Origin of the sequence: Martinezella lusitana (assembly GCF_010668395.1) — a bacterium.
GTDB classification, from domain to species: domain Bacteria; phylum Pseudomonadota; class Alphaproteobacteria; order Rhizobiales; family Rhizobiaceae; genus Rhizobium; species Rhizobium lusitanum_A.
Genome location: NZ_WUEY01000010.1, coordinates 22,714 through 47,168, shown reverse-complemented (window position 1 = coordinate 47,168; position 24,455 = coordinate 22,714). Strand labels below are relative to the sequence as shown.

Sequence of the window (24,455 nt, the reverse complement as noted above, 5' to 3'; positions counted from 1 at the left end):
TCTGTACATATATGTCCAGATAATTGCGGCAGGCATGGAAAGGAGCAGCCGTTCCCCGCTCACATCGATGGGTCGCAAGAAAGTACAGAGATGAACAGATCTCAGCCGTTTGGCTGAACACGCCGCATCAGCGTTTCAAAAGCGTCGACCTCCTCATCCGATGCCCGACGCCCTGTAAAACTCAAGAGATAGGGACGCAAAAGACGCAGCCGCATCTCCCGATCATCCCGCATGCCAAGCGTATAGTGACCGATCTGCGTAAAATAGAGAACACGGGCCCGGATGAAGGCCTCGTCTTCCGGATAGTCGTAGCGCAGGAACATGCGCGTCACGGCATCGACGCGCTGATCGTCGGCTTGATCGACCACGGCACGCACGGCTGCGTCCACCTGTCCCCAGGACCGGACCGCCGCGTCGAGACGGGGGTTGAAGAGGTTTGGATCCACCCAGCATTCAAAGACGTGGCACACCGCCTTCGTCACCGTGGGTGCTGGGCGAAGGGCACGTTCGAGGATCGGGCTCGTATTTTTCCGGAGCCAGTATTCAAGCAGTTCCCTGTGCAATTCCTGCAAATCGGCAAAGAACCAATAAAAGCTCGACCGCGACACCGCGAGCGCCTTGGCCATGACCTGTATTTTCACATTGGCGATGCCGTCTGCAATGAGTGCCGCAATAGCCGCCTCGATCCAGACCTCGCGGGTCATGCGGCCGGCCGTCTGTTTGACAACCTCTTTTTTTGCCCTGGAGGGCGGTGTTGCACTCACAGTTTCTCCTCTCGGCCGATCGTGTCGCCACATCCAGCGGATATGGAATGTCATGTTGCCCAACGCCAAACGGATATCAAGTTAGGAGCAGCGCCGGGGCGCGCCATATCGCAGCAACGGAATTTGAAACCAGACCTCCACAATTCGGGCCGTCGCGTCAAACGCCCGATTAGCGCCATCGCCGTGGCCGCTCCGCGGCAACTGCGTGCGCGTTTCCCGAATCAGAACGTATCTCTCGGGAGATCGGTCTTTTGGCATCCCCTTCGAACGGAGCAGGCAGCAGGCCGGTCGCGACGAAGGGTCTCTCGCTGTCGCCGGCGAGCAACCGGCGCGATGCTTCTGTCGCCAGATCCGGCTCCGCTATGAGCTGGACCTGGCCGGGATGAGTGCCCGAAGCATGAAAATGCCGGGACTGCGTGCCCGCTCATGGATCGGCGGCCCTGTTGCCAGGGCGCCAGCGACGCCTTTCGCTTTCTAAAGGTGTCGGGTCTCCGCCGGCGTGTTCCACCAGCTGTTGTTGCGGCCATCGAAGTATCGCACAGGTGCCTCGGCAAGTTCGCTTGGATCGAGATCGTCCAGGCAGGCGAGATTGATGGAGACGTAGGCGCCCCCCATTTCCTCTATGTATCCGTGGCCATAGGGTGCCACGCCACAGGTGCCGCAGAACCGGTGATGGCCCGACATCGTGCCGAACTGGTAGTCACCGACCCCCGTTTCATCACAGGTCAGGCGGAAGTCTTCAGGCTTGATGTTGAACCCCCAGTATCGGCGTTTCCAGCAGATGGAACAATTGCATTTGCCGGTACCGGCCTCCAAATCGATGTCGGTCTGATAGGCGATCCGGCCGCAATGGCAACTGCCGTGGTAGGTCTTCTTCATTCGCTCTCTTCCTTGCGTTTCCGTGTGCATCATGACAACATGCTGTCATTATCAGCAATGGACAATATGTTGTCAATATGGACTCGAAACGAACAAGCGAAGGCGATGCCTTCGCGCAATTCTCAATCGCGGTATTGAGGCTTGCGGGTCATCTGCAGGTCGCGGGCGATATTCTCGCCAAGCCTGCCGGGCAGACCAGTGCACGCTGGCAAGTCCTTGCCGCTGCCGACCATGCGCCGATGTCGGTCGCCGATGCAGCGCGGGCACTCGGCCTTGCACGACAAGGCGTCCAGCGCATCGCGGATCTTCTGGAAAGCGAAGGGTTGATTGCCTATCGCGACAATCCCGCCCATCAGCGTGCCAAGCTGATGGAATTGACGGCCGCAGGCAGAGCCGCTCTGGCCGATATTCAAGGCCGTCAAGCGATCTGGGCCAACAGCAACGGGGCGGCTTTCGGCGAGGCGAGACTTCGCGAGGCGACAGCGGTGATCGCCGAAGTTCTCGCAGCGCTCGGTTCCTGAGGCGGTGATTCTTCTCCGAATTCCATCAATTGTGTCGGTGAAGTGTGTTCGGCGGGGCGAACCATCGCCCCGTTGTGGGCCACCCGCTTAACCCATCAGCGACATTCAGGATTTGCCCCGCCCCGACGCCGGTTGCGGTCATTCCCTGTGACACGAACCGTTCCACCGAGCCATCACAGAGGCGTCTCGCCAGGAGTGGCTGTCAGGATGCGATTGAGCGGCTCAAACAATTCCGGCATTGCCATCGTTGACGATAGAAGCAACTTTCCTCGCGGGACGGTGATCACGGTCAGTCGTTGTCCTTTGGTTATCTTTGCGGAGACGATCGGCCGGCCTTCCTCATCGAAGGTCATGATCAAGTCGGGAAAAGACGCTCTACGCCGGCCGTCGACATCGAAGGTCATGAACTCATTGATAAAACGCAGCTTCGCGTTCGAGGAAAATGTCACATGACCTATGTCCAAGCCGTCGCGCCGCTGACATTGGTATCCAGTCACCTCCCCTTGCAAGGATATATTGCCGTCCATGTGCCTTACGACGGCCCGGATACCTCCATCGAGCAACGCGCGTCCAATGCCGATGGCCTGACTGATCGCACCCGGAGCACCATTGGCGACCGCAAGGGACAGCGGCACCGGGTTACGCGCGACAGCCAGAAGCCCGCCGGCTTCAACGGAAGCACAACGAACGGTGTTGGCCACCTCCTCCAGCCTTCCGGACAACAGGCCCTCGACAAAATGCGCGTCGTCGCCTCCCGCAAAGGCCTGTCGGCAGCGGTAACCTTCCACTCTGTGCAGTCCCAGTGCTCCCATCAAGCCCGTCGGGTGAGCGCGGCCGTTGCAGGCGAGGTCCAGCAGAGGCAATCCGGTCAAAGCAGATTGTAGCCAACCGTTGACCGTTGTCTCCGCTCCGTTCTCGTTGGTGTTGATGGCCGCAATTCGGGGCTCTGCCTGCCGAATTTGCGTGAGCGCCTGCAGCATGTGGGTTGCGCGAACATAGGCCTGCGGAGATGAAGGAGCACCCACAAGCGCGACCGTCACGGAAAGCGTCTCGGGTGAGAGCTCCTCCGGACTCCATAGTTGCGGGGTCCCAGCCTCCAATGCCAGCCTCGCGCTGCGCAGGCCCTCGTTGATCAAGCCGCCGCCGCCGCCACCGAGAATGGCTCCTCCCAAGACGGCCGGTTCGATGTCGTCCGGTGTCAGGTTCCGTTTCATCGCAGTGCAAACCCGCCGTCCGGATAAAGCGTGGATCCGGTCATGAAGGTGTTTTTCATGAGGAAGACCACCGCATCGGCCACTTCATCGGTCGTACCAACACGCTTTAGCAATGCAACGTCGCCGTAGGACGAGAAAGACGCATCCCGCAGCGCTGGCGGCTGGCGCTGCCATAGATCGCTGTCAATCGTTCCAGGCGATACGACATTCACCCGCACCGGTGCCAATTCCACCGCAAGCGAACGGCCGAGGCCTTCGATTGCCGCATTGCAGGCGCCATAGGCCGCGCCGTTCGACGCCGGGCGAACGCTATAGGCACCTGCCATCAAGGTGATCGAGCCATCCTTTGCCAGGTAAGGCAGAGCATGTTTGACAGCGTAATACTGCCCCCAAAACTTGGACTTGAACGAGCTTTCCGCCACGTCGTCGGATGCTTCATCTATGCGGCCCCGCGCGTACGACGCGCCGGGCGTGAAAAGATGGTCAATGGCTCCGGCCGCTTCGAAAAACGCCTTGATCGAGGCCTGATCGAGGTTGTCAACCTCAGCCCCCCGCGCCGAGGAACCGAGACGCTGAACCGCTTTGTCGATGCGTTCAATGTTTCGTCCGCCGACGATGACGGATGCTCCCTGCGAAATGGCGATCTCTGCTACACGCAGGCCGATGCCGGAGGTGCCGCCGATGATGGCAACAGTCTTGCTATTAAACATATTCGATCCTCGTTGAATGATTGCCTGGTCAATGTCCGAATATCGCTGTCGCATTACGCGTTGCGCGATGTGAGTTTTGCGCAGCATGGCGCCAAAAACCCCTGGATCAGCCAGTAGGAGAAGCCGGCGGCGCAAAGCGCGTTTATGGAAGGAATGCCGGCGCTGATATAAAAGCCGGTGAGAAAGCCGACGGCCCAGCTGACGAGACCCGGGAGGTTCCAAGCCTCGCTTGTGTCGGGCACCGCCCCGCGGATCGCCGAACGGTCCAGCAAAGCCCTCTGCCGACGCAAGACGAAGTAGTCGACGATCATGATCCCTCCGACAGGAGGAATTGCGACGCCTAACACAATAAGGAAGCCGGTGAATTGCTGAAGACCGCCCCAGAGCGACAGCAGCGTTCCGCAGCTGCCGATGACGAGCGTCGCCGTCGTGCGGCTAATCGCAACGCCGAAGACGTTCTGGAAAAAGTTCACGACGCCAAGTGAGGCGGAATACAGGTTCCAGTCATTGATCTTCGCCGTCGAGGCGACCAGGATAATGATGCCGACAAAACTGGTTGTGGTGACGATAATCTTGACAACGTCCGCGCTGCCTACGGCGTGCGCAAGCAGAACCCCGATAAGGCCGACCAGATACTCCCCGAAGGTGATGCTGACCACGGTTTGCCTGACAACATCAAAGGCCGAGCGGTTGAAGCGACTCATATCCGGCGTGACGACCGCGCCGATAATGAACGAGCCCGCCACCATGGTCGCCCCGGCGGTCAGGCTCAGCGACGGGCCGGGAGCGGCTGAGTTCACCAGACTTTGCAGTGAATGGGTCATGAGCGCTGACGCGATCGACCAGCCTGCCAGCACCATGAATGCCGGGACCGTGACATAGGCAAGCCAAGCCATCGCGGAGAATCCGAAGGTGACGACAAGGGTGACCGCGAGGCCACACGCCAGGGCCCAGCCCCAAAATGGCAATCCGCCGGCCAAGGACTGCATTCCGGAAGCGAATATTGCATTCTGAACCGCAAACCAGCCCACGAGACTGATGGCGATGACCAGCGACAGCAAGCTGGAGCCGTGTTGACCAAAGCCGGTCCAGCGGGCCAGCATCGCCGTGCTCATCCCCTCCCTTTGCCCTGCTATGCCGACAAAGATCGAAACGATTTCCAGGATGACCGCCCCAAGGGTCAGGGCCAGAAAGGCGTCCTTGAAGGTCATGCCGTAGCCCAGCAGTGCGCCGACCATGAATTGAGAAAGGCATGAGAGCTGACCAAACCGCTGCATCGCAACCGATAGCCAGGAATATCGCGCGCCCATCGGTACCCGGCTGAGGGTAAAGTCATCAAGATCGCGATTTATATCCGGTCGAGTTTCCATAGTCCGTTCCCTTTTTTTGCGCCGTGAGCCCGGCACGCGAAACGAACCATAATCGTTCTTCTAATTCTCAGTTTATCCGATTATTCCTATAATATCGGAATTCAGTTCCGTTATGGGAGGGCATATGATTTCGAGCGAGCAATTGACGGCGATCCGTACGTTCGTACAGGCGGCCAAGAGCGAGAACTTCTCGGATGCCGGCCTTAAGCTTGGATTGACAAGCTCCGCCGTAGGAAAGGCAGTGGCGCGGCTCGAGACGCGGCTCGGCGCGCGCCTGTTTCACCGCACCACGCGCCAAATGACGTTGACGGAGGATGGCGCACTGCTTCTGCAGGCCTGCCAGCGCGCCTTTAATGAGCTCGAGGCTGTACAAGCGACGCTGACATCCAGAACGCGCGAACCCGCCGGCAGGCTCAGGGTCAGCCTGCCTGAACTACTGGGCCGCAAGGTGATAATGCCGATTCTGTTGGAGCTGTCGCAGACCTATTCCATGCTGACCTTCGATGTCAGCTTCTCAAACCGCCTCACCGACTTGGTGGAGGACGGCATCGATCTCGCCGTCCGTATTGGAAACGTCGGAAACAGCGCCGATCTGGTCGCCCGGCGCCTGGGCACGCAGAACATTGTCATGTGCGCGTCGCCCGACTACCTCGCGCGTCGCGGCACGCCGAAAGTGGTGTCGGACCTTGCCGGCCACGACTGCATCACCTATTCGCGAAGCGATGGCAGAGCCCCCTGGCTGTTGGCCGACGAGACCGGCTCGGTCGGGCAAGTCGACGTTTCCGGCACGTTCAGCGTCGGCAGCTATGACGCAATCTACGACTGCGTCTTGCGGGGGTTCGGCGTGGCGCAGCTGCCTGAATGGCTTGTCGCCGAAGCCCTGAAACAAGGATCTGTCGTGACCGTCATGCCAGCCTCATCCCCGAAAGGATTGCCTATTCAGGCCGTATGGCCGCATCGACGCGACATGAACCTGAGAACACGGGTGCTAACGGACTTGCTCATCCGCCATTTTCGACAGTTTTGGCCGCCTCTCGGAACAGAGAACGACGGCGCGCGACTTGTCACCCGAAATCCCGAGGATATGTCGACACGTTAGCCGCCCTGCGTCGCGTCATTGCTGTGAGACCAAGACGGCAAGGCGGATATCGTCTTCGACGCGTCCACCTCTAAATCTTCCGCGCCAGCCAACGCGCCATGTTGGCCATGAGCGTATCGTAGCCGTCCCAGCGCATGAAATCTTCGGACAACCAATGCGGTCCGATATCGGTCGTCCACGCAAGCGATCGTCCAGCGCCATAATCGCGGACAGACAAAAGCGGCAAATTCTGCCCTCGGCTGGAGCAATGGACTAACGTCTTCACCTCATTGCCTGCCCGCGCCTTGACGCGATTCATGCCGAGAACGAAAGGAATGGGCGATGTCAGACCCGCGAGCACCGGGTGCTCGGCATCGATAACGGCCGGGTCGAGACCTTCGGGTGCCTCCAACCCATCCGGACCCGCATTGATCTCGACAGGAAGGCATTCCTCGACGGCCGTACCGTGGAACATCGCCGATCCGTCCATGCCCTGGAAGCAGGTATAGCCGCCGGCCATCATCAACCCTCCACCCTGCTCCACCCAGCGGCGGAGAAGTTCGAGCCGATTGACGGAGCGCTGACCGATCCGCGTTTCCGGCGTGTAGAGCAGCGAGAGGGCGCCGACATCCGAAAGGACGACGGCCGAATAGTCGGCGAGAGCTTCCAGCGACCTCGGAAATTCGGCCTCACACCGCTCGCCGCCGATCTGGACGACCTCGATCCCCTGCCTGGCAAGCCCCGAGATGTAACGCGTCGCACCATTCGAATAGCGAGAGGATGCGCCGACTTCCAGGCCCTTGGCAGCGAACGACGTTACGTGAAAAGTCTCGCCCGCGAGCAACACTGGCTTCATGATGGATCCTCGATGGGGAAAAGGGCAACGCCGGATCGGCGTTGCCCGACAATGTCAGAACTTGAATTCTTCGATATTCGCCGGCGTCACGATCTTGGCTGGTCCGAGCAGGACTTCGCCCTTGGTGCCGACCTTGTAGGATCCGAGGCGGCCTGCGGAGAATGTTTCGCCGTCCTTGCCGGTGACCTTGCATTGAGCCACGGCCTGGGCAGCATAGTAGGTCAGATAGCCAAGATCCTTGACGTTCCACCAGATGTCCTGGACGGAGCCATCCTGGATGTACTTCTTGATCAGCGTCGCGGGTGCCAGACCGGTGAGCTTGATCTTTCCAAGCAGGCCGGCCTGATCCATTGCGCGGGCTGCCGCGGGCAGACCGATACCGGCGGGTATGATGATGCCCTTCAGGTTCGGGAATGCCTGAGCAAGGCCGAGAGCCTGTTGCTGGTTCACCTGCTCGCTCTCCTGACCGTAGGCGACCTGGACCAGTTTCATCTTCGAATATTTCTTGTCGGCGGCCATCTTCTTCTTCATGAAGTCGATCCAGGCGTTCTGGTTGGTCGCCGTCGGCGTGGAAGACAGGATGGCGAAGTCGCCGTCGTAGTTGATGAGTTGCCCCATGGACTCCAGCATCATCTCGGCCAGGCTGTCGCCAGCCGCCTGATTGAGAAAGAGCGCACGCGCATTCGTTGCCACGTCGGAATCGTAGGAAACAATCTTGACACCCTGCTTTTCCGCGCGGCGAAGGGCCGGAGCGACAGCGTTGGCGTCATTTGCAGAAATGGCGATGACGCCGACCTTCTGGGAAACGAGATTGTTGATGAAGTCGATCTGCGCCTCGGCTGTTGCCTGCGATGGTGCCTGCTTGATCGCCTTTCCGCCGATCTCGCCGGCAGCTTCTTCTGCGCCGGTCTGCGCAACCTGGAAGTAGGGGTCGGTGTCGAGCTTGGGCAGGAAGCCGACGGTGACAGGTCCCTTGGCGCAATCGGCGGCAAGAGCCGTTGTCACGCTGCCAATCAGGGCACTGGCGAGAAGCAGCGATGTGAGAACTTTCGATTTCATTGGGTTTCCTCCTCCGTGAGTCCGGCTTGGGTGAACAGTCGAGCCGCCGGATGCTACTCGCTTGCCTTTGGTTTGAAGTAACGGGTCCTGACGCTTGCAAAGATCCGCTCGGCCGCATTGCTGGCGAGCAGCGAGACGATCAGGAGAAGACCGATGACGGTTCCCTGCGCGTCGCCGCCGATCTGCAGAAGGCCGAGAACGTTGCGGATGGTCGCAAACAGCAGCAGGGCCCAGAGAACGCCCGTCAGCCTGCCCTTCCCTCCGAAGACGCTGATGCCGCCGAGGAGCGCAATCGTGATCACGTCGAGTTCGATGCCGAGCGCGTTGTTGGCACGGGCGTTGGCCAGCCGCGCTGCATAGACCATGCCGGCAGCGGCACACACGACACCAGAGGTTATGAACAATCCAAGGACGGTGCGGGCCAGACGAATGCCTGAATATCGCGCTGCCTCCGGGCTTCCGCCGATGGCATATATCCGCCGTCCGAGCGGCATTTTCTGAAGGGCGATGGCAAACAGCGGCGCGAGCACGATGAAAGGCACGATCGTCCATGGAACGGGCGTATCTCCAACCGTGTTGATGCCAAAATCGAGAAAACTGTCCGGAAAATCGTTGATCGAGTCCGAACCGAGGAGGATGTAGCCGATGCCCCTGAACAAGGCCATCGTGCCCAGAGTGACCACAAGCGACGGCAGCCCCAGCTTCGTGACGAGGACGCCATTGAATGCCCCGCACGCCGCACCGGCGAGCAACGTCAACGGGATTGCCACATAGAGCGAAAACTCCGCCTGGGTAAGCAGCCCGAAAACGACGCTCGTGAGGGCAAGCGTGCTGCCGACCGAAAGGTCGATCTCACGGGCGATGATCAGGAGCACCATCGGCAGGACGATCAGCGCTCGCTCGGAAATCCCGGCAACGGCTTGGGAGATGTTGAACGTCGATGCGAAGTTCGGCACTTCGAAGACGGCGTATGCGATAACGGCGATGGTAATCGCGGCCAGGAAGTTATCCCAGTTGCCGATGCGGGCGACGAAATCCTTGTCCTGCTTCGATCTGTCGGTCATGGGTGCGCTCCTCCCCGGGACGCTCGGCGGGCGACATAGGCGTCAATGCCGATGGCGACGAGAATGACGAGACCGTAGACGCCCTGGAGCCACAGCGGATCGACCCGCACCAGGGTGAGGCCGTTGTTGATGACCAGCAGAAGCAAGGCTCCGGCCGCCACACCGAGCACCGTCCCGGAACCGCCGCGCACCGCGACGCCGCCAACCACGACGGCCGCAATGACCGTAAGTTCGAAACCGTAGGCGACACGGGCATCGACGGTGGCATAGCGCGACGCCCACAGCGCGCCGTCGAAGCCTGCCAGCAAACCGGCGGCGGCGAAGGCAAGCAGAATTCGAGGACGCGCCGGAATACCGATCAATCGAGCACCGTCCGGGTTGGAGCCGATTGCGTAGAGTTCGCGCCCAAGCGAGGTGTAGCGAAGCACGTAGCCCGCAATCAGCAAGGTGACGATTGCGATCAGAATGATGGCCGGAACCCCAAGAATGTTGGCGCTCGTCATGTCCAGCCATGATTGCGGCACCTGATCGGCGCTCACCTGCGTTCCGCCAGCCCAAATGCTGTTGATACCGCGAAACACAGACATCGTACCGAGGGTCACGACGATGGCGGGCACCCTGCCGTAGGTGATGACCAATCCGTTCACGATCCCGGCGACCAGGCCGATTCCACAGGCAAGAAGCACGCCGCCAAGCACACCGATGTCCGGGTGAGCATGCAATGTCGATGCCGCTCCATAGGCGGCAAGGCCAATGATGGCCGCGACCGAGAGATCGATGCTTCGTGTAATCAGTACCAGCATCTGCGCTACGGCGACGATCATCAGAAGGCCGGCATCCATGGCCAAGGCGGACAGGTTGGAGCCGCTCAGCATTCGGATGTTCAGGATCGAGATCGGTACGATCACTGCGAGCATGGATGCAACCAGCCCGAACTCGCGACGCGCAAAAATCCGCCTCAGAGGACTTCGCTGTGATTGAAGCTCGACATGCTCGACGCCCGAATGGAGCGGTTTTGCGACAATCTCGCCATCGACCTTCTGAACGATCGCATCCGTCGCAGCCCCAATGACCTTTTCCTGCGTTGCCTCGTCACGCTCGAAGCGTCCCGAGATGTGTCCTTCCCGCAGGACTATCATCCTGTCGGACATGCCGAGCAACTCGGGGAGCTCGGACGAAATGAGGATGATCGCCATGCCTTCGTTGGCAAGGTCGGCCATCATCGCGTGCACGTCTGCCTTGGCCTGGACGTCGATACCCTGGGTCGGCTCATCGAGGATGAGTATCCTTGGGTTGGTTGCCAGCCACTTCGATAGGACGACTTTCTGCTGGTTCCCGCCGGACAGCGAACTGACCGGCTGCCCATAGGAACTGAAACGGAGACGAAGCCGGTCCAGAAAGGGCTCGGCCAGCCTCAGCTCTTTCGAGCGAGACATCATCCCGCCGGTCGTCGCCTCGTCGAGAACCGTCAGCGAGGCGTTGTTGAGGATCGAGAAGTCCATGACCAGACTCTGGCCGATCCGGTCCTCCGAGACATAGGCAATGCCCTGCTCCATGGCGGCGCTCGCCGATCCAAATTGAACCGCAGCTCCGTCGATCGAAATGGTCCCCGACGTCGGCTGATCGATGCCAAACAGCACGCGAGCGATCTCGGTGCGCCCGCTCCCGACCAGGCCCCCGAAACCGAGGATTTCCCCGGCCCGTAGCTGGAACGAGATATCGTCGAAAGTTCCCTCACGCGCCAGGCCTTTGACCTCAAGGACAACCTTTCCCGGGACAGCCGTGTGGCGCGGATAGAGACCGTCGAGCGATCGCCCGACCATCATCGTGATGGCCCGATCGCGAGACAGATCGGCAGTCGGCTCCGTTCCAACGAGCCGTCCATCGCGCAGAACCGCGATCCGGTCGGCAACACGGTAGATCTCATCCATGCGATGTCCGACGAACATCATGGCCACACCGCGCCGTCTCAGCGAGTCCACGACCGTGAACAGCCGCTCGACCTCGCGTTGGGAAAGCGCCGCGGTGGGTTCGTCCATGATGAGGACGCGAGCATCGAGAGACAGGGCGCGAGCGACTTCCACCAACTGCTGTTCGGAGGTTCGCAACTTGCCAAGTGGTTGAGAAACGTCAGCGTCGAGGCCGATCGTGTTCAGCAGGCGGGCAGCTTCGGACTGCATCGCGCCGTAATCGAGCTTCCACCTGGTTCCCGTCTGACCAATGAACAGGTTCTCGGCAATGCTCAGATCAGGAAACAAACCCGGATGCTGGTGCATGACGGCGACGCCGGCATGCTGGGCTTCGAGCGGCGAGGAAAAACGCTTTTGCTGGCCACCGACTACGACCGCCCCTGCATCGGGCTTATACACGCCCGCAAGGAGCTTCACGCAGGTGCTCTTACCAGCGCCGTTTTCGCCGAGAAGAGCAAGGACCTCTCCTGCCCTGAGCTCGATGGTGACATCGGACACGGCGACCGTGCCACCGAATATCTTCGTAACGCCTGTAAGCGATGCGGCAACGGTGCCGCTACCCGGCACGGAAGACGTCCGTGGGAGGACCACCGGTTCAACCATGTCCGACACCATTGGCGGCGGCGCTGGAAGCCGCGGTCCGGCATTCATGAGATGTCATTTGGGATCCTCACCCTGTCGCATTCCGAGCCGCCGACTCCCTTGGGCAGCTTTATTAAAGCAGTTTACTATAATTTATCTTGCGATCCGTCAAGGCCGGCCGTAAGCTCTTTTGACAAGCAGCGGGCAGTGCGTAAAACAGCGTGGAACATTGATTATTCAGAACTGGGGGCCGACGGCATGGCGGGCAAAGGCAGCAATTCAATGCAGTTGCGCTACTATAACGAACGGGTGGTTCTGGACGCCGTTCGCCGCTTCGGCGAGACATCCAAGGCAGAAATCGCCAGGTTCGCCCACCTGACCCCTCCGGCCGTCGCAACGATCGTCGACGCCCTTGTTGCCGGCGGCTACCTTATCGAAAACGGCAAGCGCTTTGGCGGCAAGGGCCAACCTTCCGCGATGTACGGCCTTGCGAAAGATGGGGCATATTCGATCGGTCTTCATATTGGCCGCCGGGCGATGGATGCCATTCTGATTGACTTCGCCGGCGAGACCGTCGCCTTCGAGACCCAGGAATATGATCACCCCAGCCCGATCAGCATATGCGAGTTCGGAGATGCTTCGGTGGCGCGCTTCAGAAGCAAACTTGGCAGAGAGCAGCAGAAGCGGCTTGTCGGCATTGGGATCTCGGCACCCTACTTCATCGGTGGTTGGGACGCGGAGCTGGGGTTTCCGTCGGACGTGCAGATGGAATGGCGCACCTTCGACCTGAAATCATACTTTGCCGAAGGCCACGATCTTCCCGTTATGATCGAGAACGATGCGTCCGCGGCGGCGGTTGCCGAACTCGTCTATGGTTTGGGTAAGCAGTATTCCGACTTCCTGCACATTTCCCTCAGCACCTTCGTCGGCGGCGGTCTGGTCCTCGACGGCACGCTGCAGACGGGGCCGAACGGCAATACCGCCGCCTATGGCCCCTTCCCGGTGACGCACTCAAGGCTGAATTCGGTTCCGAAACCAGCGGGGAAATTTGAAGTGCTGCTTCATCGCGCGTCTATCTATACGCTCGTCCATCATTTGAGAACGAACGGCTTTCAAATTACACGGGTTCGGGACCTTGACCCCATGCCACAAGCTGCACAAGGCCTAGTGTCGGAGTGGCAGGACGATTGCGCTGACGCGCTGGCGCAGGCGATCATCGGCAGCATCGCCGTGGTCGATTTGGAAGCCGTCGTTATCGACGGGTTGCTGCCGCACCCTCTGCTCGAGGACACGGTGGAACGCGTCCGGCACTGCTTTGCCGAGATGCTGCCGCCCGGACTCATCCCGCCGGTGATCAGTGCGGGGCTCCTTGGAGCACGCGGTTCGGCGCTCGGAGCGAGCCTCCTGCCGATCTACTCGATGTTCGGACCGGATACGGGTGTGTTGATGAAGAAAGGCTTGGACAAGAAGCCTCTCATGATCGGTTCTGAATACAATCGACGCGGCGGATGAATTCGGTTTCGAGCCGGTGGACATCGACCGCCCCGACGGACGGCGCGTCCTGGCGACGACCAGCGGCAACGAGCACCTTGAGTTCGATGTCGAACCGGAAAGGACGCTTGAGGCAGGCCAGACAGGCTTCGTACAGCTACGACGCGCCAAGGTGTTTGCTGACCAGGCGTGAGAGACCTCGCGCTTCAGTCATGGTGATTGGATTTCGTCCCCACTCAAACATATGGCACGCAGATCCGGTCGAGGCAGCCATCTACTATCATCGTCGGCCCGGCGCCGTCGCATGTGGTTTGCCAATGCGGCTTCCCGCGCTACTTCCTGATATGGATGGAGCGCATGGCGTGCGCAACATGCTCTGATTTGAAGCCGACGCCCACGAGACGCCCGGTAAGGTGCGCCAATACAGGCCACCGGGCGATGAAGCGCATGAAAGCCGGCGGACCAGAGCGCCCCGGATCTTTCGTGTCGGCGCTCCGGCGTCTCCGACGCATCATCACCTGGATCTTCTGCGTCGCTTTCGTCGGGAAGATCCGACGCCGTTCGACCGCCCGCAGATGCCGATCGAGAACCGCGTCATTCCGCAACGGCCCGGCGAGGATGTTTGCTGCGGCGACGGCGTCCTGAATTGCCAGATTGACACCGACGCCGCCAATTGGCGACATGGCGTGGGCTGCGTCGCCGATGCAAAGGACGCCCGGTTTCCACCAGCGCTTCAGACGATCGATGCGGATGCTGAGGAGATGCACGTCGTCCCATGAACGGACCTCGTCCATCCGCTCCGGCGGCAATGGCGATGCGGCCGCGACCACCTTCCTGAAGTCGTCAAGCCCTCTCTCCTTGACGTCCGCGAACGTGCCCTTGCGCACGACGTAGCCGCATTGCCAGTAATCGCCGCGGTCGACCATCACGAAGCCCTGCCGGGGGCCGCCATGGCCCATCGTGTAGGGCGGGTCGTCGGGAAGATGAGAGAGCTTCATCCAGAGGACATCGCTCGGGCTGCCGAAGCTTTCCACCTGCAGCCCGGCCTTGTCCCGCACGATCGAGTTGCGGCCGTCGGCGCCGACGATAAGCCGCGCACGAATAACAAGCGAACCATCGGGCCCTCTTGCCCGCAGAGCCGCCCCGCTTTGGTCAGCGGGGAGAAGATCCGTGACTTCGGTCCCCATCATCAGGTGAAAATTCGCCAGCTTTCCCGCTTCCCGCGCCAGAAAGTCGAGAAAGTCCCATTGCGGCATGAAGGCGATGAAGCGGCATCTGGTCGGAAGCCGCGAGAAATCGGCGATCGTGACGTCTCTGCCGCCGATCTCGGCGTGCAGGCGCGGCGCCCGGGTGTGCGGCAGCTGCAGGAATTCATCGAGCAAGCCGATCTCATGCAGCACTTCCAGCGTCGAGGGATGGATCGTATCGCCGCGAAAATCCCGCAGGAAGTCCGCATGCTTCTCCAGCACCGTGACCTCGACGCCGGCGCGCGCCAGCAACAGGCCGAGCATCAATCCAGCCGGGCCGGCGCCAACGATAGCGCAGCCGGTTTCGAGCACCCTATCGGAGGAAGGCTCCCTGCCTGTCGCGTCGGCTGCGCTGTCAGAGACCTCCGCGCTCATGCTCGCGTCGCCGCGAACATGCGCGCCGTGGCGACTGCGGCTATCCATCTGGCCTGTGGCATCGCACCTTCCTTCTCGGTCGAATGATTGAAGATCCACTGAAACAAGTTTCCGCCCCACCGCTTTTCAGCGCCTTTGCCGACGATCGTCAACATATCCCTTTCTTATCTTGAGAAATAATGTCAAGATTTAGAAGGACGATGGCTTGCCGAAGGAAAAACGGGGTGTGTTTCGAACTCGATCAATTCCGGAATAACCGGTCGCGAGAGCGGCGAGACCGCCGTTCGTCTGCGTTCTGACCGAAAGATCGAATGCGGCACGAGATTCAATTCGACCCGATCTGCCTTGCGACCGTCGACGAGACCTCACGAATTTCCGGGGCGGCGGCGCATTCCCGTCGCTCGATTTCCGGGATCGTAGCCGGCATTTGCCTCTCGCTGCTCGCCCATGCCGCCACCTGCATCGCCGCGATCATGACAGAGCTGCCGCCCGATCCTCCGCCTCCACAGCCGCAACCGATGGCGATCATGGTGGAATTCGTCCCCGATCCGATAATCAAAAAGGAAAAGCGTCAGGAGGTCCAGAGAGGCGACCCTCAGTCGCAAGCCGACCATGATGCCGCACTTGAGCCGAACGAGCAGAAGCCGATCGAGGAGGCCAGGGCCGAGACCTTCATTCCGCCTGACGACACCCCGCAGCTGAAGAAAATCCCAGTCCCGGTCCGCAAGCCGAAGCCCGAGCTGCGCAAGTCGGAAAAGAAGGCACCCGACAAGACGAAGATCGCGGTTGCCAAAGGGCTGGCCGATGATCCGCTTCCCGATGTCGACATGGGTGACACACTGAAAGCGCCCGGCCGGATGGAGGCAACGATAGGCGAAGAAGTCACGCGTGGGGTCGTCAGCGATTTGAAGGCTCAGGAGCGTTGGCAGATGCAACTTACCGCCCATCTCGAACGCAGGAAACGCTATCCCTTCTCGGCATTGTCACGTCGGCAGGAAGGAAAGGTTCTCGTGCGCTTCTACGTGGAGCCTGACGGCACCGTGACGAATGCGGAGCTTGCGCAGTCCTCGAACGTGCCGGCCCTCGACGAGGAGGTGCTCGATCTCCTGCATCGAGCCTCTCCCGTTCCGAAGCCGCCTCCCGGGGTCGTTCCCTTCGTCATCGTTCCCATAGATTTTGCAATGAAACGCTGACCCCCAAGCCACATGTCCGACCGCCCGGCGTCCGCAATATCATGGGCTTCGCCGCTTCCGGCAGCCACACAATCGATCACGGGATGCGCTTGAACGAGCTTTGTGGTTGTGGCGCGCGTCCTCGGCCAAGCCGCACCTCAATCAGCAGAACGGCCGAACTTCGACAGTCGCTGCTTGCAGCCGCTAATCCTTGTGCTCGCGCATGTCCTTAGCTGATCCTTCGTCCAGTCATGTGACTTCACCTTTCCGGTGTTTCCGGCGTAGCCGGCCGCGATTCACTCGTCGGTTCAGCCGGGCCTCGTCGCTCCGGATACCATGCGGTGAACTTGACGGCGGCAATCAACGCAACGATCGTCGAGATGATGCCGATCCGCGGCGGCAGGGCCGGCACATAGAGCAGAACGATATCGGCGGCCACCAGAACGAAAAAGGCCAGCGCCCAGGCGGCTGTAATCACATAGTTCGTCCGCATGAATTGCGGACTGCTCCATAGCTCCGCCGACACCTGCTCGCGCGCATATTGCAGTGTGAACGGCCGCCGTAGCGCCATGGAAATCAGAACAATAAGGAGCAAGCCAAGATCGACGCAGAGCCGAACGCCCACGATAGACCAGCTCGACCCTCCGAAAACCGCGTAGAGGGCAAGCGCGCCAAATAGGATCGTGGTACCGATCTCGAGAATTTTCGGGCTTCGGCCGAGCACCGCCCAATCGCGCAGCAATAGAGCCGCCGACACGATGGCGCCCACGATCAATCCTTCAGTCGCACCGACCAGACGGTCGACGAGCGCGAACGCTATGAACGGCGCGAAGGCCAGCAGAGTTCCCATTATTTTCTCCTTCTGCCCTCGGCAGCGCGGATCGGGCAATAGCAACGCTTGTTGGCGGATATCGGCTCGGCGTCGATATGCGCTGCGTCAAGTCGAACGAAGTCGCTCGCCGTGTTGACCGGATCATATGCGAAGAGCGCAAGTCGGACCGGCCTCTATACCGACCTGATCGAGATTGGCGCCGATATCGTGCTCGAACCGAAATGACGACGCTGCAACCACAACAGCGCAAATCCGAAGACGGGGATGAAAATATCCGTCCAGAAGATGATGCCGGCATTGCCCGGCGCGAAGTCATGCGCGGTAATCATCTGATTGATGTGACCGGCTGCCGCCCCCAGCGTGAAGATGCTCGGACCAAGCACGGCCGCGAGGCGCAGATCATAGCTCCTGAAAGCTGCGAGCAGCCCGACAGCGGCGTAACCAAGGCTCGCAGTTCCGACCTCGAACTGGAACGGACTGTCGGCCCAGCCGATGAAACCCGCGGACATCTCGCCGAAGAACACATGCATGACAAAGTTGTAGAAATTGTCGATACCGATGCTGAAGAATACGTACCAGGCGAGGAGCTTTTCCACGACGAGAGGCCGGTCAATTGAGGTTCCAGATCGTACAATCGCCGCAACTGAGACGATCAATCCGAGTAAGAAGAAACTCAGCGAGTAGTTCGACATCACAAATATGATGGCGGCTTTGATCAGATCAGCTAACATGATGCTTCACCTTCCGGGCGTTATGGTTGCGTTGCAGGCCGATATCAAGAAAGCAACAAAGAGAGGCGCAGACATCCCCACAACTGATGATGCGCCGATACCAGGCTCGTGGCATGGATTCGATGTGATGCCACGGATGGAGCGGACGGGACGAAAGATGCTGACACGGATTTTGCTGTCTGCCACCATGCTGCCGGCATTGGTTTCCATGGCCTGTGCAGCCGATGTGACCGCCGACTATACCTGCGCGGACGGGACGCGGATGACCGCGATATTCCATACGCCCGCGACGAAGCCGGGATCAGTCGAGCTGTCGCTTGCCGCATCCGGCAAGCGGATCGATCTGCCTCAAGTGCTCTCGGCCGATGGCGGCAGGTATGCCGACGGCAAGATCGAATTCTGGATCAAGGGCAGGCAGGCGAGCTTCAGGCACGATGGCAAGGCAACGACATGCGAGACGAAACAATGAGCAAGACGGCAGATGATTGACCGATCCGGCGGCTTGCCCACGCCTATGCCCGCATTCGCGCCCTGGGTGTCCTGTGCACCCATGCGGTCGCCCGAACGTTTGCCCAACGGTTTACCGCACCACACCGCTGGCCCGGCCTCTCTTCTAAGAACCCGCCATCGAGCCCAGCATCGCGCCGATGCGTTCCAGGTCGCGCAGGTTGGTTGCTTCGGACTTGTTCAGCACGGTGCGAATCTGGCTGCGGATCGTATCAAGCGATACCTGGCGCATATGGGCAACGTCCTCGGCCGTCTTACCGCCGAGCAAGGCAACCGCGACGGCGGCTTCGGCCGCGCTGAGGCCGAAGAGATCGCGGAACAGAGCAGCCGGCGGTGCGATGGGCTTGGCAAGGTCATGCAACATGATCATCGCCTGACGGGCTGCAATGCCCGACATCGCGGACGCCGTACGCTGGGACGCAAGGCGCGCAGGCACAGGCGAGACAATGGCGGCAATGGAGGATGCGGAATTGTCGTTCGCCTCCTCGCCGCTGTGCAGACGAAGGGCGCCCCCAGCGCCGCCCTTCGCAACGTTGGCCACGAACTCCTTGAGAGCAATATTGTCCTTGCGATGACGGGCAGCCAGGATTGTCGATCCAGGGTCCGGTCGCGGCCCCCAGCGCCTGATCAACAGGCCGGAGGACGGGCTTTCGGCGATCCGGACACTCACTTCGTTGGCAAAGAGAATACGCATTCCCGGATCGACGATGACGTGGCCGGATCGTGAGCGTTCCAGTGCCGCCAGACCGGCGTCGGCGCCGACACCGTCAACCATCAGCCGACGCCGCAATTGCAGCGCGCGGCGCAGATGGGGGATGAACCCGGTGACGAGATCCCGATCAGGCCCCGAAAAGGGAGATCGCCGATCACCGCGGAAAAAGGCGAGCATGGTGTTGTCGAAGTCGCCGACCGCTGCCACCATCATATAGCGCTGATTGGCGTGACGCGCGAAATCCTGATAGAATTCGCTGCGAAGATAGTCTGCTTCCGGCACCAGTTCCCTCTCCGTGCGAATCCCCTGCTGCGCCTGGGGGAGCAGAAGCCGGGCGGCGGCTGCACGGATGGGATCGATCTTGCGATAAAAGTTGACATAGGCCGTTTCGCTGGCATCGTCGGGCCGGAGCAGATTGTGCGGCGTGGCGTTTCCCAGCGCGACGCTGAGCGATGCGCCTTCCGCCTCGAGGAGGTCACACAGACTTCTGCTCACTGTAAGCCAGTCGTGCATGCCTGTGGCTGCCTCGTACAGCTCGCCGATCAAATTGGCTGTGTCGCGATGCGGCATTTCTCACCAGTTCTGGGGATGCACGACATCCGGCTTAGCCCTAGACAGCCAGCATATCGGTCTCCAAGACACGGAAGATTTCGGATGCGCTACGGTATCAGACTTGCACGATCCTTGAAAGTCACGCTGGGGCAGCAACCAACCCAGAGATTGCGTTCAGATTCCGAGATACCGGCGGCGCGGCAGCGCTGTCCGAAGGCAGGGCCTCGGCCTATGCCGGGTGCATCTCCTTCGATGATGTTGGGTAGGCTTGGCAGGGACTTTGCGATGTTGTCGCTGACCCTGGCGCTGCTTCTCGCAGGTGCCGCCCACGATAGCGCGAGAGCACAGACTCCTCCCGGCGGCCCTCCGCCAACGGTCGGGACTGCTCCCGTCAAGCTTGCGCCCGTCGAGCAGCAAGGCCAGTATGTGGGCACGGTCGTACCGATCCAGCAGGTCAACCTCGTTGCCCGTGTCGAAGGCGTGCTCGAATCCGTCAACTTCGCCGAGGGCAGCTTCATCAAGGCGGGCAGCACGGTCCTGGAGATCGAGAAGGCGCCCTATGAGGCGGCGCTCGCCAGCGCACAGGCCCAGCTCCAAAGCGCAAGGGCCAACGAGACGAACTCGCAAGTCAATCTGAACCATGCCGACATAAACCTGAAAAGGCAGACGGAGCTGCTGACGCAGCATGCCGTAGCGCAATCCGCGGTCGACGATGCGACCGCGACGCGCGACAGCGACGCCGCTCAGGTCGAGCAGGCCAAGGCCGCGATCGCGCAGGCAGACGCCCAGGTAAAGACGGCGCAACTTAACCTCGGCTATACGCAAGTGGTCAGCCCGATCTCCGGACGGGTCGGCAAGCTGCAGATAACCGCCGGCAACCTCGTCTCCTCGTCGAGCGGTACGCTTGCGACCGTGGTCCAGAGCGACCCGATCCGGGTTGCCTTCTCCATCGCCGACCGGGACTACCTCAAGGTCATCGACATGGTGAAACCGAACGACCAGGGCTTTGGCGGCAGTGCGGCGGAATTCCAGCCGAAGCTGAAACTTTCGGACGGTACGGACTACCAATCGCCCGGCAAGATCGCCTTCATCGATAACACGATTGATCCCAGCACCGGGACGATCGCCGTCTTCGCCGATTTCCCCAATCCGCATCTGCAGCTTGTTTCCGGCCAATACGTGCAGGTGACCGTCGCGGCCGGCGAACCGCGGCAATTGCCGGTGGTGCCGGCCGCCGCCGTGCAGCAGGATCAGGACGGTGCCTTCGTCTTCGTGCTCGACGAGGGAAATCGGGCCGTCATCCGGCGCGTGACGCTCGGCCAGCGCGTCGGCACCGACTGGGCAACGCCATCCGGCCTTGCCGCCGGCGAGACCATCATCGTCTCCGGCATCCAGAAGATAAGGGCGGGTATGACCGTCAGCCCCACGTCAGCAACCGTAGGAAACTGAACCGATGTTCGCCGAGATCTTCGTCCGCAGGCCGCGCCTGGCGATGGCCATCGCCGTTCTGATCACGCTTGCCGGTGCCATTGCGCTGCTCAACATCGCGGTCGCGCAGTATCCGAATATAACGCCGCCCACCATCCAGGTGACCGCGAGCTATCCAGGCGCCGATGCCAAGACCGTCGCCGATACGGTGGCGACGCCGATCGAGCAACAGGTGAACGGCGTCGAGGGCATGATCTACATGTCGTCCACGACCAGCTCGTCGGGGCAGTACACGCTTACCGTCACTTTCGACATCGGAACCAATCCGGATATCGCACAGGTCAACGTCCAGAACAGGGTCGCGCTGGCAACGCCGCAGCTGCCGACCGCCGTGACCAAGCTCGGCGTCAACGTCCGCGCCTCGCAGCCCAACTTCCTGATGATCGTCAACCTGTTCTCGCCGAAGGGAAGCCACGACGGGCTGTTTCTGTCGAACTACGCCAAGATCAACGTGGTCAATCCGATATCGCGCGTCTCGGGCGTCGGCTCGGCCTCTCTGATGGGGCCGCTCGATTATTCCATGCGCATCTGGCTCGACCCGCAGCGAATGGCCGCCCTCGGCATTACCGCTGACGACGTCAGTGCCGCCATCCAGGAGCAGAATGTCCAGGCGGCAGCCGGCCTGATCGGCGCACCCCCGATCCCGAACGACCAGGTCCTGCAATATTCGATCACGGCCCTCGGCCTGCTCGACAGCCCGGACCAGTTCGGCGACATCATCGTGCGAACCAATACAAACGGCGCCATCGTCCGCGTCCGCGATATCGCGCGGATCGAGCTTGGCGCTCAGTCCTACACGTCGATCAGCCAGCTCAACGGAAGCCCGGCGGCAACAATCGCCATCTACCAGTCGCCGGGCTCGAATGCGCTGGCCGTCGCCAAGGCCGTGCGCGCCGAGCTCCAATCGTTGCAAAATCGCTTCCCGGGCGATGTCTCGTCGCAGGTCATCTACGATTCGACCGATTTCGTCCGCGCCACCGTGAATGAAATCATCTACACGCTTCTGCTGACCGGCATCATCGTGCTCGTCGTCGTATTCGTCTTCCTGCAGGACTGGCGCGCAACGCTGATCCCTGCCCTGACCATCCCGGTCTCGCTCATCGGCGTCTTCGCGATCCTCCTGGCGCTCGGTTATTCGGCCAACACGGTCACCATGTTCGCGCTGATCCTCGCGATCGGGCTGGTGGTCGACGATGCGATCGTCGTGGTGGAAAACGTCCAGCGGATCATGGAGGAGAAACCGGGCATCACGCCAGCCGAAGCGACGATTGCCGCCATGCGGCAGGTGACCGGGCCGATCGTCTCGACGACCCTCGTACTGATCGCCGTCTTCCTGCCGGTTGCCTTCCTGCCGGGTATAGCCGGCCAGCTCTACCGGCAGTTCGCCGTGACAATCACCGCGGCGGTGGCGATCTCGGCGCTCAACGCCCTGACATTGAGCCCCGCCCTCTGCGCCGCCTTTCTGCGGCCGCCACGTCCGGCGCGTGGTCCCTTCCGATGGTTCAACCGGGTGCTCGACGGCGCCCGGAACGGCTATAGCGGCATCATCGGCTTCTTTGCACGCCGCTCGATCATTGCCGGTCTTTTTGTGGTCGTCATCGGCGGCGCGGCCTACTGGACGTTCGCCCACACACCCACCGCCTTCATCCCCAACGAGGACCAGGGCGTGCTGTTCCTCAACGTCCAGCTGCCCGACGCTGCCGCCCTTCCGCGGACGCAGGCGGTTCTCGACCAGGTCGGCGCGATGGTGCGCCAGACCGAAGGCGTGGCAAACGTCGTCACAGTGTCCGGTTTCAGTCTGCTTACCGGCGCATCGCAGCCCAATAGCGGCCTTGTTCTGGTGGTGTTGAAACCTTGGGACGAGCGGACGACGCCGCAGACATCGTTACGCGGCATATTCGGCAAATTCAGTCAGTCTTTTGCGAGCTTCAATGCGGCCAATATCATCGCCTTCCCGCCGCCGGCCATTCCCGGCGTCGGCAATGCCGACGGTTTCGACTTCCGGCTCGAAGCGCTGGGCGGACAATCGCCTGAAGAGCTTGCGCAGGTCATGCGCTCGTTCATCGTCGCGGCCAACGGACATCCTGGCATAGGCTCGGCATATTCGACCTTCTCCGCCGAGGTGCCCGGCTTCTACCTCAATATCGATCGCGTACAGGCCGAGCGGCTGAAGGTGCCGATCTCGACCATCTTCACGGCGCTGCAGGCCCAACTCGGTTCGAGCTACATCAACAATTTCAATATTATGGGCCAGGTCTACCAGGTCAACATAGAGGCCGACCAGCAGTATCGCCGAACGGTCGACGACATTCTGAACCTCTATGTGCGCAGCAGCACCGGCGCCATGGTGCCGATCCGCGCGCTCGCATCCGTCACGACCACGCTGCAGCCGACCCTGCTTTCCCGCTACAACCAGTTCACGAACGCAACGATCAACGGCCAGCCGGCCGCAGGCGTCTCGTCGGGCCAGGCCATGCAGGCGCTGACGGAAGTTGCAGCAAAGACGCTGCCGGCCGGATACGCATTCGAATGGTCCGGATTGTCCTACCAGGAGGCCCTGACAGGCAACGAGACCATCATCGTCTTTGCTTTGGCGATCCTGTTCAGCTACCTCTTCCTCGTCGGCCAGTACGAGAGCTGGACCATTCCGTTCGCCGTCATCACGTCTGTGACGGTAGCCCTGCTGGGCGCCATCCTCGGCATCGAGGCAATCGGGCTTGGCCTCAACATCTATGCCCAGATCGGCCTCGTTCTGCTGATCGGCCTTGCCGCGAAGAACGCTATCCTGATCGTCGAATTTTCGAAGGAGGCTCACGAAGGCGGCAGGAGCGTGGTGGATGCGGCGATCGAAGGCGGGCACATGCGGTTCCGGGCCGTGCTGATGACGGCGATCGCCTTCATCCTCGGTTCGTTGCCGCTGGTCGTCGCGAGCGGTGCCGGCGCAGCCAGCCGCGTGTCGATCGGTGCGACCGTCGTCGGCGGAATGCTTGCCGCGACCTTGGTCGGCATCCTGATCATCCCCGGCCTCTACGTCCTGTTCGGAAAGATCGGCGAAGGCCGCAAGCAGGCGCCTGCCAAAATACCGGAAGCGACCGATCAGGCCGCTTCAGGCGGTCACTAAGGCGATGGCCTGCCGATCAAAGCCACAAGGCTCCGGATCGGATGTCCTTGCCGGCACAGGCGTCAAATCCTACAAGCTGACGTAGAGTTTTTGTGGACAGGAATCGAGACCATGGCCTTGCGTGAACTCGGGCTAAGTGCTGATGTCTTGTCCATATTGT

The 24,455-nt window shown here is 60.9% G+C and carries 21 protein-coding genes; 7 read left to right on the top strand and 14 right to left on the bottom strand.

Annotated elements, in window-relative coordinates:
* Window positions 1-101 precede the first annotated feature (101 nt).
* Both GR212_RS20935 and GR212_RS20930 read right to left on the bottom strand, forming a co-directional pair.
* Window positions 102-833 (bottom strand): TetR/AcrR family transcriptional regulator, encoded by a 732-nt coding sequence (locus GR212_RS20935; RefSeq protein ID WP_246725845.1) that lies wholly within the window; start codon window positions 831-833, stop codon window positions 102-104.
* Window positions 834-1,238: 405 nt separating this feature from the next.
* A complete protein-coding gene (locus GR212_RS20930) occupies window positions 1,239-1,643 on the bottom strand; it encodes a GFA family protein (RefSeq protein ID WP_163988994.1) in 405 nt (134 codons plus the stop codon).
* A gap of 77 nt (window positions 1,644-1,720) precedes the next feature.
* Between GR212_RS20930 and GR212_RS20925 the strand changes: the two genes are divergently transcribed.
* The gene (locus GR212_RS20925; protein WP_163988992.1) at window positions 1,721-2,164 is read left to right on the top strand and encodes a MarR family winged helix-turn-helix transcriptional regulator; all 444 of its coding nucleotides are present in this window, start codon (window positions 1,721-1,723) and stop codon (window positions 2,162-2,164) included.
* 173 nt (window positions 2,165-2,337) lie between these two features.
* Here GR212_RS20925 and GR212_RS20920 read toward each other — a convergent pair whose 3' ends face one another.
* Genes GR212_RS20920 through GR212_RS20910 form a run of 3 tightly spaced genes read right to left on the bottom strand, consistent with a single transcriptional unit; the run spans window position 2,338 to window position 5,458 of the window.
* Entirely contained in the window at window positions 2,338-3,378 is a 1,041-nt protein-coding gene (locus GR212_RS20920; RefSeq protein ID WP_163988990.1) for a DUF917 family protein, read from the bottom strand.
* The gene (locus GR212_RS20915) at window positions 3,375-4,175 is read right to left on the bottom strand and encodes an SDR family oxidoreductase (RefSeq protein ID WP_246725844.1); all 801 of its coding nucleotides are present in this window, start codon (window positions 4,173-4,175) and stop codon (window positions 3,375-3,377) included. The genes GR212_RS20920 and GR212_RS20915 overlap by 4 nt, the downstream gene beginning before the upstream one ends.
* Window positions 4,142-5,458, bottom strand: a complete 1,317-nt coding sequence (locus tag GR212_RS20910) for a purine-cytosine permease family protein (RefSeq protein WP_163988987.1) — start codon at window positions 5,456-5,458, stop codon at window positions 4,142-4,144. The genes GR212_RS20915 and GR212_RS20910 overlap by 34 nt, the downstream gene beginning before the upstream one ends.
* A gap of 142 nt (window positions 5,459-5,600) precedes the next feature.
* Between GR212_RS20910 and GR212_RS20905 the strand changes: the two genes are divergently transcribed.
* The gene (locus GR212_RS20905) at window positions 5,601-6,557 is read left to right on the top strand and encodes a LysR family transcriptional regulator (RefSeq protein WP_163988985.1); all 957 of its coding nucleotides are present in this window, start codon (window positions 5,601-5,603) and stop codon (window positions 6,555-6,557) included.
* A gap of 70 nt (window positions 6,558-6,627) precedes the next feature.
* Here GR212_RS20905 and GR212_RS20900 read toward each other — a convergent pair whose 3' ends face one another.
* From GR212_RS20900 to GR212_RS20885, 4 genes are read right to left on the bottom strand one after another with little or no spacing between them, the layout of a single operon-like run.
* Complete coding sequence (locus tag GR212_RS20900; protein WP_163988983.1) at window positions 6,628-7,392, bottom strand: glutamine amidotransferase; 765 nt, start codon at window positions 7,390-7,392, stop codon at window positions 6,628-6,630.
* A 54-nt stretch (window positions 7,393-7,446) separates the two neighbouring features.
* Window positions 7,447-8,451: a rhamnose ABC transporter substrate-binding protein gene (locus tag GR212_RS20895; protein ID WP_163988982.1), complete on the bottom strand. Its 1,005-nt coding sequence runs from the start codon at window positions 8,449-8,451 to the stop codon at window positions 7,447-7,449.
* Window positions 8,452-8,504: 53 nt separating this feature from the next.
* Window positions 8,505-9,515: an ABC transporter permease gene (locus GR212_RS20890; RefSeq protein WP_163988980.1), complete on the bottom strand. Its 1,011-nt coding sequence runs from the start codon at window positions 9,513-9,515 to the stop codon at window positions 8,505-8,507.
* Complete coding sequence (locus GR212_RS20885) at window positions 9,512-12,088, bottom strand: ATP-binding cassette domain-containing protein (RefSeq protein ID WP_163988978.1); 2,577 nt, start codon at window positions 12,086-12,088, stop codon at window positions 9,512-9,514. The genes GR212_RS20890 and GR212_RS20885 overlap by 4 nt, the downstream gene beginning before the upstream one ends.
* A gap of 51 nt (window positions 12,089-12,139) precedes the next feature.
* On the opposite strand from GR212_RS20885, the gene GR212_RS20880 reads away from it, so the two are divergent.
* Window positions 12,140-13,579 (top strand): ROK family transcriptional regulator, encoded by a 1,440-nt coding sequence (locus GR212_RS20880; protein WP_348643494.1) that lies wholly within the window; start codon window positions 12,140-12,142, stop codon window positions 13,577-13,579.
* 311 nt (window positions 13,580-13,890) lie between these two features.
* On the opposite strand, the gene GR212_RS20875 is transcribed toward GR212_RS20880, so the two are convergent.
* Together GR212_RS20875 and GR212_RS20870 are read right to left on the bottom strand one after the other, a co-directional pair.
* Window positions 13,891-15,180: an FAD-dependent oxidoreductase gene (locus tag GR212_RS20875; RefSeq protein ID WP_163988976.1), complete on the bottom strand. Its 1,290-nt coding sequence runs from the start codon at window positions 15,178-15,180 to the stop codon at window positions 13,891-13,893.
* Window positions 15,177-15,335, bottom strand: coding sequence for a hypothetical protein (locus GR212_RS20870; protein ID WP_163988974.1), 159 nt, complete (start codon window positions 15,333-15,335; stop codon window positions 15,177-15,179). The genes GR212_RS20875 and GR212_RS20870 overlap by 4 nt, the downstream gene beginning before the upstream one ends.
* Before the next feature lie 156 nt (window positions 15,336-15,491).
* Here GR212_RS20870 and GR212_RS20865 point away from each other — a divergent pair, with 156 nt between their 5' ends.
* On the top strand, window positions 15,492-16,373 hold the full coding sequence (locus GR212_RS20865) for an energy transducer TonB (RefSeq protein ID WP_163988972.1): 882 nt from the start codon (window positions 15,492-15,494) through the stop codon (window positions 16,371-16,373).
* Between the two features lie 238 nt (window positions 16,374-16,611).
* Here the strand turns inward: GR212_RS20865 and GR212_RS20860 are convergent, their stop codons facing one another.
* A complete protein-coding gene (locus tag GR212_RS20860) occupies window positions 16,612-17,202 on the bottom strand; it encodes a hypothetical protein (RefSeq protein WP_163988970.1) in 591 nt (196 codons plus the stop codon).
* Window positions 17,203-17,357: 155 nt separating this feature from the next.
* Window positions 17,358-17,876: a DUF6790 family protein gene (locus tag GR212_RS37165; RefSeq protein ID WP_348643499.1), complete on the bottom strand. Its 519-nt coding sequence runs from the start codon at window positions 17,874-17,876 to the stop codon at window positions 17,358-17,360.
* Between the two features lie 196 nt (window positions 17,877-18,072).
* Here GR212_RS37165 and GR212_RS20850 point away from each other — a divergent pair, with 196 nt between their 5' ends.
* The gene (locus GR212_RS20850) at window positions 18,073-18,384 is read left to right on the top strand and encodes an MliC family protein (protein ID WP_163988966.1); all 312 of its coding nucleotides are present in this window, start codon (window positions 18,073-18,075) and stop codon (window positions 18,382-18,384) included.
* Window positions 18,385-18,528: 144 nt separating this feature from the next.
* Here the strand turns inward: GR212_RS20850 and GR212_RS20845 are convergent, their stop codons facing one another.
* Window positions 18,529-19,629, bottom strand: a complete 1,101-nt coding sequence (locus GR212_RS20845; RefSeq protein ID WP_163988960.1) for a helix-turn-helix transcriptional regulator — start codon at window positions 19,627-19,629, stop codon at window positions 18,529-18,531.
* A gap of 342 nt (window positions 19,630-19,971) precedes the next feature.
* Between GR212_RS20845 and GR212_RS20840 the strand changes: the two genes are divergently transcribed.
* Both GR212_RS20840 and GR212_RS20835 read left to right on the top strand, forming a co-directional pair.
* Window positions 19,972-21,135: an efflux RND transporter periplasmic adaptor subunit gene (locus GR212_RS20840; protein ID WP_163988957.1), complete on the top strand. Its 1,164-nt coding sequence runs from the start codon at window positions 19,972-19,974 to the stop codon at window positions 21,133-21,135.
* 4 nt (window positions 21,136-21,139) lie between these two features.
* Entirely contained in the window at window positions 21,140-24,295 is a 3,156-nt protein-coding gene (locus GR212_RS20835) for an efflux RND transporter permease subunit (RefSeq protein WP_163988955.1), read from the top strand.
* The last annotated feature ends 160 nt before the right edge of the window (window positions 24,296-24,455 follow it).

Coding starts and splice junctions, on each gene's coding strand:
- GR212_RS20895 (WP_163988982.1), bottom strand. CDS start 8,451: ATGAAATCGAAAGTTCTCACATCGCTGCTTCTCGCCAGTGCCCTGATT.
- GR212_RS20835 (WP_163988955.1), top strand. CDS start 21,140: ATGTTCGCCGAGATCTTCGTCCGCAGGCCGCGCCTGGCGATGGCCATC.
- GR212_RS37165 (WP_348643499.1), bottom strand. CDS start 17,876: ATGTCGAACTACTCGCTGAGTTTCTTCTTACTCGGATTGATCGTCTCA.
- GR212_RS20930 (WP_163988994.1), bottom strand. CDS start 1,643: ATGAAGAAGACCTACCACGGCAGTTGCCATTGCGGCCGGATCGCCTAT.
- GR212_RS20880 (WP_348643494.1), top strand. CDS start 12,140: ATGTCATTTGGGATCCTCACCCTGTCGCATTCCGAGCCGCCGACTCCC.
- GR212_RS20865 (WP_163988972.1), top strand. CDS start 15,492: ATGCGGCACGAGATTCAATTCGACCCGATCTGCCTTGCGACCGTCGAC.
- GR212_RS20915 (WP_246725844.1), bottom strand. CDS start 4,175: ATGCTGCGCAAAACTCACATCGCGCAACGCGTAATGCGACAGCGATAT.
- GR212_RS20890 (WP_163988980.1), bottom strand. CDS start 9,515: ATGACCGACAGATCGAAGCAGGACAAGGATTTCGTCGCCCGCATCGGC.
- GR212_RS20850 (WP_163988966.1), top strand. CDS start 18,073: ATGCTGACACGGATTTTGCTGTCTGCCACCATGCTGCCGGCATTGGTT.
- GR212_RS20875 (WP_163988976.1), bottom strand. CDS start 15,180: ATGAGCGCGGAGGTCTCTGACAGCGCAGCCGACGCGACAGGCAGGGAG.
- GR212_RS20910 (WP_163988987.1), bottom strand. CDS start 5,458: ATGGAAACTCGACCGGATATAAATCGCGATCTTGATGACTTTACCCTC.
- GR212_RS20840 (WP_163988957.1), top strand. CDS start 19,972: ATGTTGTCGCTGACCCTGGCGCTGCTTCTCGCAGGTGCCGCCCACGAT.
- GR212_RS20925 (WP_163988992.1), top strand. CDS start 1,721: ATGGACTCGAAACGAACAAGCGAAGGCGATGCCTTCGCGCAATTCTCA.
- GR212_RS20870 (WP_163988974.1), bottom strand. CDS start 15,335: ATGTTGACGATCGTCGGCAAAGGCGCTGAAAAGCGGTGGGGCGGAAAC.
- GR212_RS20920 (WP_163988990.1), bottom strand. CDS start 3,378: ATGAAACGGAACCTGACACCGGACGACATCGAACCGGCCGTCTTGGGA.
- GR212_RS20900 (WP_163988983.1), bottom strand. CDS start 7,392: ATGAAGCCAGTGTTGCTCGCGGGCGAGACTTTTCACGTAACGTCGTTC.
- GR212_RS20860 (WP_163988970.1), bottom strand. CDS start 17,202: ATGGGAACTCTGCTGGCCTTCGCGCCGTTCATAGCGTTCGCGCTCGTC.
- GR212_RS20885 (WP_163988978.1), bottom strand. CDS start 12,088: ATGGTTGAACCGGTGGTCCTCCCACGGACGTCTTCCGTGCCGGGTAGC.